The organism is Flavobacterium mekongense (assembly GCF_047038255.1).
Lineage (GTDB): Bacteria > Bacteroidota > Bacteroidia > Flavobacteriales > Flavobacteriaceae > Flavobacterium > Flavobacterium mekongense.
In genome coordinates this window covers 2,041,866-2,054,509 of sequence record NZ_CP174374.1, presented here as the reverse complement: position 1 = coordinate 2,054,509, position 12,644 = coordinate 2,041,866, and the positions used below count along the sequence as shown (strand labels likewise).

The 12,644-nt window shown below is 32.9% G+C and carries 13 protein-coding genes; 7 read left to right on the top strand and 6 right to left on the bottom strand.

Features of this window, described 5'->3' with window-relative positions:
• The first annotated feature begins 462 nt into the window (after positions 1 to 462).
• Entirely contained in the window at positions 463 to 972 is a 510-nt protein-coding gene (locus tag ACJG85_RS08820; protein WP_412476174.1) for a hypothetical protein, read from the top strand.
• A gap of 273 nt (positions 973 to 1,245) precedes the next feature.
• On the opposite strand, the gene ACJG85_RS08815 is transcribed toward ACJG85_RS08820, so the two are convergent.
• Positions 1,246 to 2,634 (bottom strand): ATP-binding protein, encoded by a 1,389-nt coding sequence (locus tag ACJG85_RS08815; protein WP_412476173.1) that lies wholly within the window; start codon positions 2,632 to 2,634, stop codon positions 1,246 to 1,248.
• Between the two features lie 240 nt (positions 2,635 to 2,874).
• Here ACJG85_RS08815 and ACJG85_RS08810 point away from each other — a divergent pair, with 240 nt between their 5' ends.
• Positions 2,875 to 3,492: an HD domain-containing protein gene (locus ACJG85_RS08810; RefSeq protein WP_412476172.1), complete on the top strand. Its 618-nt coding sequence runs from the start codon at positions 2,875 to 2,877 to the stop codon at positions 3,490 to 3,492.
• Positions 3,493 to 3,754: 262 nt separating this feature from the next.
• Positions 3,755 to 4,657 carry an RteC domain-containing protein gene (locus ACJG85_RS08805; RefSeq protein ID WP_412476171.1) on the top strand — a complete coding sequence of 301 codons (903 nt, stop codon included), beginning with the start codon at positions 3,755 to 3,757 and terminating at the stop codon, positions 4,655 to 4,657.
• 164 nt (positions 4,658 to 4,821) lie between these two features.
• Here ACJG85_RS08805 and ACJG85_RS08800 read toward each other — a convergent pair whose 3' ends face one another.
• The gene (locus ACJG85_RS08800) at positions 4,822 to 5,550 is read right to left on the bottom strand and encodes a hypothetical protein (RefSeq protein ID WP_412476170.1); all 729 of its coding nucleotides are present in this window, start codon (positions 5,548 to 5,550) and stop codon (positions 4,822 to 4,824) included.
• A gap of 339 nt (positions 5,551 to 5,889) precedes the next feature.
• On the opposite strand from ACJG85_RS08800, the gene ACJG85_RS08795 reads away from it, so the two are divergent.
• The 4 genes from ACJG85_RS08795 to ACJG85_RS08780 all read left to right on the top strand — a co-directional run bounded on the left by ACJG85_RS08795 (position 5,890) and on the right by ACJG85_RS08780 (position 9,913).
• Positions 5,890 to 7,563: an AraC family transcriptional regulator gene (locus ACJG85_RS08795; RefSeq protein ID WP_412476169.1), complete on the top strand. Its 1,674-nt coding sequence runs from the start codon at positions 5,890 to 5,892 to the stop codon at positions 7,561 to 7,563.
• A 175-nt stretch (positions 7,564 to 7,738) separates the two neighbouring features.
• On the top strand, positions 7,739 to 8,026 hold the full coding sequence (locus ACJG85_RS08790) for a helix-turn-helix domain-containing protein (RefSeq protein ID WP_412476168.1): 288 nt from the start codon (positions 7,739 to 7,741) through the stop codon (positions 8,024 to 8,026).
• A gap of 152 nt (positions 8,027 to 8,178) precedes the next feature.
• Positions 8,179 to 9,036: a transcriptional regulator gene (locus ACJG85_RS08785; protein WP_412476167.1), complete on the top strand. Its 858-nt coding sequence runs from the start codon at positions 8,179 to 8,181 to the stop codon at positions 9,034 to 9,036.
• Positions 9,037 to 9,292: 256 nt separating this feature from the next.
• Positions 9,293 to 9,913, top strand: a complete 621-nt coding sequence (locus ACJG85_RS08780; RefSeq protein ID WP_412476166.1) for an ATPase — start codon at positions 9,293 to 9,295, stop codon at positions 9,911 to 9,913.
• A 10-nt stretch (positions 9,914 to 9,923) separates the two neighbouring features.
• Here the strand turns inward: ACJG85_RS08780 and ACJG85_RS08775 are convergent, their stop codons facing one another.
• The 4 genes from ACJG85_RS08775 to ACJG85_RS08760 all read right to left on the bottom strand — a co-directional run bounded on the left by ACJG85_RS08775 (position 9,924) and on the right by ACJG85_RS08760 (position 12,632).
• Positions 9,924 to 10,571, bottom strand: coding sequence for a hypothetical protein (locus tag ACJG85_RS08775; RefSeq protein WP_412476165.1), 648 nt, complete (start codon positions 10,569 to 10,571; stop codon positions 9,924 to 9,926).
• Between the two features lie 6 nt (positions 10,572 to 10,577).
• Positions 10,578 to 11,165: a hypothetical protein gene (locus ACJG85_RS08770; RefSeq protein WP_412476164.1), complete on the bottom strand. Its 588-nt coding sequence runs from the start codon at positions 11,163 to 11,165 to the stop codon at positions 10,578 to 10,580.
• A gap of 80 nt (positions 11,166 to 11,245) precedes the next feature.
• Entirely contained in the window at positions 11,246 to 11,947 is a 702-nt protein-coding gene (locus tag ACJG85_RS08765; protein ID WP_412476163.1) for a hypothetical protein, read from the bottom strand.
• Positions 11,934 to 12,632: a hypothetical protein gene (locus ACJG85_RS08760; protein WP_412476162.1), complete on the bottom strand. Its 699-nt coding sequence runs from the start codon at positions 12,630 to 12,632 to the stop codon at positions 11,934 to 11,936. The genes ACJG85_RS08765 and ACJG85_RS08760 overlap by 14 nt, the downstream gene beginning before the upstream one ends.
• Between the last annotated feature and the right edge of the window lie 12 nt (positions 12,633 to 12,644).

Here is a 12,644-nt window from a genome sequence, read left to right as displayed (position 1 = left end):
GTTGTAGATTTTATAATAAAAGTAAGATTTTAAAATTTATTATTATACAAATGTAATCTATATTATAAACAAAATAAGTAACCATCCCACCTATTTAACATTATAAAAAATAAAAAATAAAAAATACAAATACTTGTGGTATTAAACACTTGATTATGAAGTTTCATCATAACTAATCCAAAAGGATAACTATTAAAATTTTATTTATTAAATCTTGTTTTATTTTAAACGGAGACCGTCAAATTAGATAATCACACGTTCAATACTTTAACATTTAAATTATTCCTTTGACATCGCTTTAACTTCAAACAAAAATCAATCTCCAATACTACCATATAATTTAACTTTTCTTATCTCTTATTTACATCAAGTGATTGAATGCTGGTAAACATTGATTAGTATTTTCTAAACAACCATTACAAAACAACTTATTACTATGCTAACCAAACCACCTTTTATAAATTGTTAGCCTGTCAACATTGCAATCAACGCAGAAAACATATTTTGTTTGGTGAAGATAAATTAGAAGGTCATGGTAAGCTTGACCAGTTTCCATTAAACCCGGAAAAAAAACGTCTTGTCAATCACAAACAAAAATTGTCAAAAGAAGAATCCGCCAGACTATTAATCAACCCTTGCACCGATGATCCTTCATTACATTTTGCATATGAAGATAAAGAGGCTGTAATTGTTCCGCTTACACCTCAGGGACAAAAATCCGTTGAGGTTTATGTATTACAAAGAACTTATTTGGTTCAGGAACGAAAAAAACAACTGCTTCTTTTATTGGACCAGATAGGAAGAGTAAAAAGAGAATTGCGACGCTTAAATAATGACAATAGTGCAGAGCAAAAACAAGAGTTTGAGAAAGAACTTCAGAGCTTAATGGCTTTCACCAAACCGGAAACACCCTATGCCGGTATGAGCAGATTTTTCGTAAAATCATTCCTCAAGGAAAATAATATTATTTGAGAAAAATAATAACATTAGTAGCTTGGTTAAATTGATATAAAAGCTAGTCTTTATGTCAAGAAAGTAAAACTTGCAGAATATGTTTAGGTATTGCTATTACCGTTGCAATGCCATTGCAAACACCTCTATCTATTCACCCACTTATTCACCCACTTTTCATTTAAATTCCAATCTAAATAAATACTATTAATAACAACTAACATTACAAGGCCGTGGATAATATAGTTGCAAAGGTATTGCAAGACCCTTGCAACCATCTGTTGTATTTATAATTTATTCACCCACCTTTGGTACTATATAATGTAGTACCCAATTACCTCCTTTTGTCCCTTCTCTTTCAACAAGTCCTATATCTTTAAGGGCATCTATATTATTATCCACAGCGGTAGGACTAAGCCCTGTAACTTTCACTAATTCTGATTTCTTTATAGCTGGGTTTTGGTGCATCGCTTTAAGAATAATAATCCGTTTTCCAGATAAATGATTCACCCACTTATCTACCCACTTATCAAAATCAAAAGGTCTTCTCAAGGTAACCGTAAACATACCATCCATACTGAACTCAGGAGGAGTTAGCCCATCATCATGCATCAGATCGCGCATTCTGGCAATACCGGAACCTATATGCTCCACCATCCTAATCTTCTCAAACAATCCAAAAATAAGCGGGTTGCGGGTAAGGCTTCTTTTCCCGAATTCACTCCTTGGGATAGCACTTACAAGACCGCCCGGATTGGCAATTTCTACACGGTCATCAAAAAGTTCAATGGTTATCCGACCTCCATTATCATAGTAATCTCTGTGAGCCAACGAATTAATAATAGCTTCCTTGAATACGGTTTCCGGAATTTCCCATAACTCTATTCTGGGACCGGCACCGGCACCTTCTATATCATACCTAACATTGAGTTTCCCTCTTAACCAATCCATACTTTTAAAATACTGCTGTAACAAAGTACCGGTCATTGTCTTATCGTCAATAATATACCTTTTATCTATTCCGTTAAACTGTACACAGCGAATAACAGCTTTTTCAAAAAAACTTTGAGGATCACTGGCAAAAAATAAAGTGGCTCCATTTTTAAGATAACCATCACTGGTGATTAACTTAAGGTTTTGCAAAACTTGCATTTCAGGAATAGCAAAATTCAGATTGGCACGTAATTTAAAATCATCAATGTGTGATGATGGTATATCTTTTTGGATATCAACTTCAATACAAGGAGCTTCATCAAAATATATTTTACTGGCTTGCTGAAAAAAATCTCTCATTTCTTCTGCAGTAGTCAGTTTTTGGGAATTAGACCCCTGCCTAACATACATGGCTCCTGATAATACATATGGCTTACTGGAACCCGAAGGGACATCAATAACCCAAACCTCCTTTCCTTCAACAGTAACCATATAAAATTGACAATGCAACTTAGGAGAAATTTCACCTAAACTGTTTTGCAATGCAGAGCGTTTCGAATTATCTATCGTTACACCTTTGATAATATTTTTGTCATCTACACCCAATAATACAACACCTCCGGCAGCATTGGCAAAGGCGCAAACCTCTTCTGTTACAGCTTTTAAATTAGTAGGTAAACCAACTTTAAACTCTGCATTATAACCCTCACCCGAATTCACTATGTATTTTACATCTGACTCTGATAACATGAACTTAAAAATTTAATTATATCTTTAAAAATAACAATTGATGATGTATATCTTATTTCAATTTTTAGTTGACTGCAATTTAAGAAGTTAAATCATATCGTTGGTAAAACATAAAAAGTTAATTCGCACAGCTACTATAACTCTCAACATAAGAAAGTATATACCACACAGCATATTTTTGTGTCTCTTTTGACAGTCTATTTGCTACAAATAGAATAAATTTGTACCTCAATAATATTCATGCTCACCGATATCTTTTTACATCTCGTCAAACAATATTCTGCCGATCACGAATTGGCCAACAATATGTGGTTGGAAATATTTACTAAATATTCCGAACCCAAAAGGTTTTATCACAAAATTGAGCATATTGAGGCTATAGTAACCGAACTGAAAGAGGTTAAAGATAGAATCGAAGATTGGAATACAGTTCTTTTTTCCGTTTTCTACCATGACATCATCTACAAAGCTTCTAGTAATTCAAATGAAGAAGACAGTGCCAAGTTAGCTATGCAAAGACTGTCTGAAATCAAGTATCCGGCCGAAAAAATAGACAAATGTGCTCAACTCATCATAGCCACAAAAAACCACCAATTTTCTGAAGATGCGGATACCAATTGGTTAACAGATGCGGATTTAGCAATCCTGGGCCAAAACCCGGAAACCTATCAGGCTTATGCCGATAACATTCGAGAGGAATATACGCTCTACCCCGACTTTCTCTATAATTCAGGACGAAAAAAAGCTTTACAGCATTTTCTGCAAATGGACAGCATCTACAAGACTGAGCATTTCATCAACAAATACGAAAATCAAGCCCGTATTAACATTCAAAATGAGTTGATGTCTATTCAGTAATTTTCTCTTTTAAAAAGCGCTCAATCTCTCTCAAAACATGTTCATCTGCTAACCTATCTTGCTCAAGATAAAATTTGAAATCCTTTTGAATCTCTCTGCAGAATAAATAAATTAGAATAACATATAAAACCAACGTTGGTATAACCGCAACCATATCAAAACCATTAAATTATAGAACTAATTTTACTTTTAAACTTTGGTGTAAAATTGACATATAGTGAATAACTAAACTATAATATTCGGGAATACAACTATTCAATTCGTGAATGAAACAGTGCTACTCTTGGTAGCCTCTTATGGTAAACTTAGATTTGCTCAAACCCTAACCCAACCAACTATGAAGTCATTTGCTGCATCATTGATGGCGGAACTTGAACAACAACTACTCAATATTAAAACCGAAAATGATTGCATCATAAAGCAATCCGAGTGGAGTGTAAAAGCTACTATAAAAACAATAGAAAAACTGAAAACCAAATTTTATGATTACTCATTCGAAAACAAGTCAGAAGAAATTGAGTTCTTTAAAACAATAAAACCACAATTCGCTGCAAAACTGATTTTTTTCAATGAAATTTATAACATAGAGATCACTAAACCAATTAGCGCTGCTAAAAGTGCCAAAAAACATTATGAAGCATACTTACACAAACTAAAAAAATTCCATAAAGAAAACATCGAATTCTACAAGTATTATAAATCCGGGAACAATACGCTTGATAAAAAATACTTCTTAAGAGGAAAGCACGATATCAAACTAACTTTAGACAGCTTTTATTTTCAATCAGATTTCAATTTCGCCACTTCTCACGACTACAAAGTAGCGCAAATCATTGCCTATGAAACAATTGAAGAATACCTCAACTCTAAATTGAAGACTATTAAAAATCCGACCCATACTGCTAAAAATTTAACTTGGTCATCCTCCAAAGCATCACTAGTAGAACTGGTCTATGCACTGCATGCAACAGGAACATTCAATAATGGCAACTGTAGTCTTAATGAAACCGTAACCGCTATCCAGTCATTTTTCAATATCGAACTAGGACAATTCAACCGAACATTTTTGGAAATCAAAAGCCGCAAAACCATAGAAAAAACACATTTTCTCGATACACTAAAAGAAAACCTAATCAAACGAATCGAACAGGGCGATGAAAAATAAATGGCTACTTGATTAAAGCAGCCATCTATGCAGTTTAGTGGTATAAGTAGTATTCTGAAAGCAAACTAAAACTAAGATTACTCTTGATTACAACCAAAATCAAATAACCCAAATAAGCTCAGTAAAATAATACCTCAGAACCTTTGATCAAATCATTTTCAAACTCACTTTGTGTTCTCCACTATCCCGGTAACCAATCCTTTCATAATGGCATCCTCAACACTATTATCCGCTCCATCCAATGCCGCAAAAATATTCCCTACCATATATTGCCACTCAGGATCTTTGTCTTTTTTGGGCTTCTTTTTCCTAGCATATACACTATGTCTGGTAATTGAGGTGGTTATAAGTATCGTTTGTTTGTCATGATTGGTTAAACTGGAATCGTTGTAAACGGCTTCTTCATAAGCCACTATTGAATCATAAAGCACACTAAAATCGTCCTCTTCTTCACAAGCAAGCAATAATTCAATAACAAAGGTTTTAAAACTGGATCGAGCATCACTATCTTGGATTGATTCGTTTATAATGGCATCCTGAAATCCAACAGGCTGTGAAACAATATAAGTTACACGGTCAGCATATCCAAAGTGGTAAGGTGCGTTTTTAGTCAAACTCATAAAGGAATCGTTTGCATTAGCAACAGTGGTTGCCGTTGTAATTATACCAGACAAAGTAAAAGGTAAACCATCAGCATTGTAATAGGTTGTTAATAATTCTTGATGAATTTGACCGGCGTAATCATGTGGATTAGCATAATTAATAGCTTCAGATGAATCATCAATAGCACTTATAACTCTTTGATTACTGATATTGCTATCAGTAATATCATTGCTGTCACTACATGATATGAAGAGGGTAATAAATAAAATACATAAATAATAAGGTTTCATAAATGGTTAATGTTTTAAATGGTACTGATTGTTGTTACATCAGTTCATTTCGCCCGGGGTAATCTGAACGTTAGGTTGGATTTACAGTAGGCAAATCCCTTTGAATTCAGAGCAAAACTATAGGCTGATAAAAGGGTGCGCAAACCATCCGGTAAACCATTCACGAATTAAAAGTATGCCATTCACGAATTTCACAGGTTCTTAAATCAGTAAAACACAAAAAATCAAAACATTGCAAAAAATCATTAATTGTATTGTTTTAAATACATTTTTAACTGCTAAGCATAGTTGTTTTTTAATAATTTAGCTACAATTTTCAACTAAACAACCTATTCAAAAATGATTTTATATAACCTATTCTTAAACAATAAAATAAGAAACCTAATCTTTCTGATTTTGATTTGTGAAAGTATAGTGGCACAAAAATCAATGCATGAGTTTGAGGCTAAAAACTACAATTATTTCGAAGAAAGCATTAATCAATCAGACAGCGTTAAGTCAAAGCAAATTGCAAGACTATGGATAGCAAAATCTAAATCAGAAAAAAACTGGATACAACTCACAAAAGCTTACAGAGCAATAATCTTTTTGGAGTATGAAAAAATGAGGTTGAATTATGCCGATAGTTTAATAAACGCAGCCAAAAAAACCATAGATGCTGAAACTATTGGCCAAGCATATCTAACAAAGGGAATAATTTATTACAACCAAAAAAAACACAACCAAGCACTTGATAACTATTTAATGGCGGATGGTTATATTTCGCAAACAAAAAATAAGAAAGCTTTTTATAAGGTAAAATATTCTATAGCACATACTAAATACTACTTGGGCTTTTATGACGAAGCGATTTCACTCTTTCAAGAATGTCTTATTTATTTCGAAGAAGAAAGTGATATTGCATATCTCAATACCCTCCACTCATTGGGGCTTTGTTACAATAAAATTGGGAAGTACAATAAATCTTCCTATTATAACAAAATAGGCTTACAAAGCTGCAAAGAACTTGAAAACACAACAATGATTGCCTATTTCAATCACTCAGAGGCCATAAACAATTATGGCACAGGTAACTACAAGAGAGCCATTACTGAGTTAAAAAAAAGTATTCCACAAATGCAATCACGCAAAGATTTTGCTAATGAAACGTTGGCCAACTTTTATATTGGAATGAGTTATTGGAGACTAAACCAAAAAGAACAAGCCATATCCTATTTTAAAAAAATTGATAAGTCATTTCAAAAATACAATTACACCAAACCTGATTTGCGACATGCCTATGAACTCCTAATTGATTACTACAAAAAAAGTAACAATCAACAGTTACAATTACACTACATAGACCGTTTACTAAAAGTCGACAGTATTCTTAGTAACAATTACAAGTATTTGTCCAAAAGAATTTTCAAGGAATACGACACCAAAAAACTATTACTGGATAAAAATCAAATCAAACAACAAATGATTACCGGTTACCGTGTGCACTATACAGTTATATCATCACTAACAGGAGTAGTTATTTTTTTAGTTTGGAGACACCAACGAAACAAAAAGCGTTACAAGTTAAAGTTTGAAGAGTTAATGACTAAAAAGGATATACCATTAAAACAACTAACCGAAAACAACAATGATACTGGTTTCGAAATCAATCCTGAACTGGTTAAAACTATTCTTCAAAACCTGGAAAAATTTGAAAAGAATAAAAAATATCTTGAAAAAGACATGACTTTAATTAAGCTGTCCGGTTATCTTAAAACAAATCCCAAATATGCGTCCAAAGTAATTTTAAAATACCGTGGCAAAAAAACTATAGAATACATCAGTGACTTAAAAATAGACTACATAGTTGATAAACTGAAAACAGAAAACAAGTTCCGTAATTACACTAACAAAGCCCTGGCGGAAGAAGCCGGTTTTGGTTCCACTCAAAACTTCACCAAAGCCTTCAATAAACGCCTCGAAATGCCACCTACCTTCTTTATCCAACAACTAAAAAACTCATTTCCTATATAATTTTCACGCTTAGTGCCATTCCCAAAAAGGCGGAAAACTTCTTTATCTCTGAAACATAGTACCCCGGAGTCTTAGTACCTCATCACAAAAAAACCATCACAACTTGTGATGCAATTGTGATATAAAACCAACTAAACCATACAATTTTGTCCCATAACAATCTAAAACATACGTTATGGCAATCGAAGTTATTACCCGAGAAGATTTAAACGAATTCAGAAGCCTACTGCTCAATGATATAAAAGAACTTCTCAAACCAAACATCCAGCCGGCAAAACAGTGGCTCAAATCCAAAGAGGTCCGTAAACTATTAAATATCTCCCCCGGGACACTCCAAACCCTTCGCATCAACAAAACCCTATCCTACACTAAAATCGGCGGCATCCTCTACTACAACAATGCCGACATTGAAAAACTCCTCTCAGCCAACAAAGTCACCGCGACGCCAACATTGTTCAAATAACTTGTCAAACTGAGCGCAGACTAATTGCCTCGCATAACATGGAAATCTGTTTCCTCCGTCAGTTCGAGTTTTCGCTAAAGGTGAAAGTATCGAGAACCCTCCAATTCGTAATTCATAATTCGTAATTCATAATTTTTTAATTCCTAATTCTCATGAACTACATCAAACACCTAACCGGCTTCTTCGAACGGGTTACGCAGGACAAAACCCTTAACCCTACTCATGTAAGCCTATACATTGCCTTATTCCAATTTTGGAACTGCAACCGCTTCAAAAATCCTATAAGCATTTCCCGGGATGAGGTAATGCGAATCAGCAAGATAAGCTCAAAAGCCACATATCACAAATGCCTAAAGCACCTACATGCTTTGGGCTATATAAAGTATGAGCCATCCTATAACCCATTCAGAGGTAGCCATGTAATCATGTTCAATTTTGCAGCCGACCTGAAACCGCAACCCAAAACAAGTTCAAAAAATGAACCTTTTCTTGAATCGGTTGGTGAACAAGTTGTAAACAAGCAAAATACTGGTAATGAACAGGCAGTGATACCTTATATAAACAATACAAACATTCAAAATAAATCAAACGAGAGTAAACACGCGCACGCTAACTCAAATGAAATTACCAATGCGGTTTTTAGTAATGGTAGTGTAAAGGAAGAAGAAAAAAGTTGCGCAAAAAAAGAAGAAGCAACTGATGATTTGCTTACACCGCGTGTACAGGAAATAGCGCCATCATTAAAATCTCAAAAACCCGATTGGGAAGAAATCGTAAACTATTTCACCCGGCATGAATTTGTAAGCACAGAGGCGGAAAAATTTTTCAACTATTATGAAAGTAACGGTTGGCTGGTGGGCGGAAAAAACCCAATGGTAGACTGGCAGGCTGCGGCTAAAAACTGGATGCACAAAACCCAAATTTTCAATCAGAAACCAACAGTGTTACAATCAAAGACAGCCAATCATCTCACTGCTGTAACTAACAAAAATTATGCTGAACCACTGTAAGACGATCATGCGTGTATATTCAGTTCCTGCCATTCAATCGTGGCAGGCGGGCACCTGCATTTCAAAGATTCCGTAAAAATCAAAAACTGTTTGAGCATAGCGAGTTTTTTTGATTTAGGAATCAAGAAATAGCAGGTCGCCGAACGATTGCAGGCTTGACTTTTTTGTTACTTTTTGTGTCAAGACACCCGAGCCGAAGGCGAACTGAGCGAAGCTAAAAAGTAAAGAAGCTAAAAAAATGAAATGTTTATCCTATATGGAAGAATTAAAATCACACTACAATTACGAGGACCTAATCACATGGCTTGAATCCAAAGGAAAAGAACTTTATGGAAACCACTTCAAAATAATAGAAGAAGATCATCCCATAATCTACAAACTAATTGCCTATTTCTTAAAAGATGAACAGGCTTGCTTTCAATTAGGTGTTAATGTTAAAAAAGGGATTCTACTCTCCGGACCAATCGGTTGCGGTAAAACATCATTAATGAACTTAATGAAGTACCTTACACCCTCTGAATTCAAATTTTCAATCAAACCATGTCGCGATATAAGCTTTGAATTTATCCAAGATGGTTACAATGTAATACACAAATACAGTAAAGGTCAACTCTATAAATCAGAGCCTAAAATTTATTGCTTTGATGATTTAGGGTTAGAAAATAATTTGAAATACTTTGGTAACGAGTGCAATGTAATGTCTGAAATACTATTGAGTCGCTATGACATATACATCAGTAAAAGAACCCAAACCCACATTACTACTAATCTTTCAGCGTCAGAAATTGAAGCGCAATATGGCAACAGAGTTCGTAGTCGGATGAGAGAGATGTTTAACTTAATTGCTTTTTCTAGTCACACTAAAGATAAACGATAAATGATTAACCTTAGTTTCTTGGCTTGTATATGCTTTCTGTCCTCAGATTTGGTTTCTTAGATAAATCATCAGAGGTAATAGTATTAAATTTATCTTCTCCGATTCTAGCTGATTTAAATATGTAATATTCATCATTGCTTTTAAAAACAAATGAAATTGAATCATTTTCAAAAAGCTTTTTCAATCTAAAAAAATCTTCTGTTTTTCTATAATTTTTAGCATCATCTATTAATAAATTTTTTTCTTGTATTTGATTCTTAAACTTTTTTCCAAACCAATAACTAGAGTCAATTTTTGTATTTGAAACTAACATGAAATTATAAATATGAAATAGTTTTGAAGTATGCGGTTCTATCTTTTTTGAATCAACTTGATTGTTCAATTCTAAGTTTATTTTATCTTCATTAAAAATAATAGGCCTCATAAACTCATTCTCAAATTTAAAACCATAGTCATGGAGATAAATTAAACCAGAAGAATTATTTTTAATTGAATATGAAAAAGGTATCCCAACAAACAAACTATCTTTATTATGTACTATGACTTTTATATCATAGTTATTTAACTCGTTTTTAATCTCTAAATCATTTTTAGAGGCACAAGAAAATAAAATTAAAAAACCAATAATAGTTATTAATCCATTCTTTGCCAGTTCCATAAAGCACTACCAATTTATTTTTTCTCTAATTAAAGTCACCTTTCCTTTTCTACCTGTCACTATACGCAAAATCAGTGTATCGGGAAACTTTTGCATTTCTGCTTGAAATTCAGGATTAGACTTTTTATAGGCTTGGTAAGAACCCAACGAAATTGTATCGTCCTCAGTTTTTATATTGTTAATCGATGTGTTAGGAGAATATTTTTTGATAAGTTCAACCGCTTGCTTTTTGTCAATTTTCTTTCGAAAATATAATCTTATACTTTCAGGATAATTTTCGTACTTATCGCCTAAACAACAATCATCCAAACCAAAAATAAAACTATCGCTTTTATCGCTCTTCATCATAAAACCTTCTCCTAATTGTATTCTCCTGCCATCTAATTTTAAAAAAAAACCGACCTGTTTGATCTTTGGTGAATTTATAAACAAATTGAATTTTAAAGGTACATTCATAATCAGATAGTCTTCTGGATAAGCTTTTCTGAGAGAAAGGGTAATTTCCTCATCTGAAGGCACTTCTCTAAAGTATTTTTGTTCAGCACAACCAAACAAAATTGCAAATGCAAGGATAAATAAATTTAGGTTTATCATTCTAATATTTTAATCGTTTATGAATACAAAATCAAATTCATCATTAAAAGATTAGCATTCAGAAAGCTATAAATGTGAATCTAATTTTTATGCAAAATTTTATCAAATAATGCAGGATATATATTTTTTTTCAATTCGTTTAACTCAAAAGGTACAATTATCATTTCGTATCCACTATTCCTGTAATGATTATAATCAAAAAATATAATATCTAAACCGATAACATCATTGTTTTCATTCATATTAAACTTAAAACTCCTTAAATCTCTTAAAGAAATTTTGCAATTAAAACCCTCCCTCTTAATTTTAGATTTACATTTTTTTAAAACTCTGTTTGGATTGATGAATAAATCTGATTCTATCTTTTTACCGGAAATCAAATCAATAAGAAAATAATCCCAGTCCTCCCACGGCGATTGATAATGTGTTGTGTTAATTGAAAAGTTAACAATATCCCTTTCCTCTAGATAAATTTCGTAATTTTCGAAGCTATACTTATTTGTCTCTAACTCTTTTTCACTTATGTAGAACTTCAAAGTGTCGATTTTAGCTTTTAGTCTTTGTTCTGGTAAACCTACAAATGGTCTGTTAAAGACTTTTGATGAAGTTTGGAATACTTTGTAGATATCTTTTACAATCTTGTTTTTGAAATCTATTTTTAATTCATTAATTCTAAAATAAGAACTGTCAACAAAAACAGAATCGGAGAGAATTATTAATTTCTGTCCGTAGATTTGGTTAAGAAACAAAAAAAACAATAATAACATCCTATTTTTTTTCATCTTTTTTAGTAGTTTTAGGGTTCATTTTATAATATTCTTCTAGAATTTTTTCAGCCTCTTTATCACCAGCAGCTTTCCTTTTCTCTAAATAATCTAACCCTGCTTTTTTTTGTGCATCAGTACCTCCCTCTGCCATTAACCTATAATGCCTATTAATATCAAAAGCGCCAACCTTTCTGGCTCTATTGTAGTTAGCTTTTCTTTTTGGTTTATTTTCTTTATCGTTTTTATTAATACATTCACAAACTTTGTCAAAATTATCCTCCTCTGCAAAATCAACAGCATACTTTTTAGTCTTTTTACCTATTCCTGTTCCTGAGTTCCAAAACCAAAAAGCAGATTGGGTAGCGTAAATATATTCATCCGATAATTTTAAATAATTTCCTTTTAAGCTTTCGTTTTCTTTTTCAGCAGTAAAATCAACATAGCCACTTTCATCATCTGTAAACTTATTTTTCTTTCTGTATTCAGAAAATTCTTTATAATTCCCTCTGCCCGTAACTTGTTTTATTCCTCTTCCTTTAAATTTCCAACCATCACGAGATAACTCATCACCATTACCTAATCCGCGATCATCTTTTGGATACTTTCCGTATGCTCGTGAAAGAAGTGGAACTCCAAAATGCTTATGCTGTTTAATGAAAATCTTATAATCTACAGACTTGTCTTCTTTTAAAACTTCCAAAATTAATTTTGG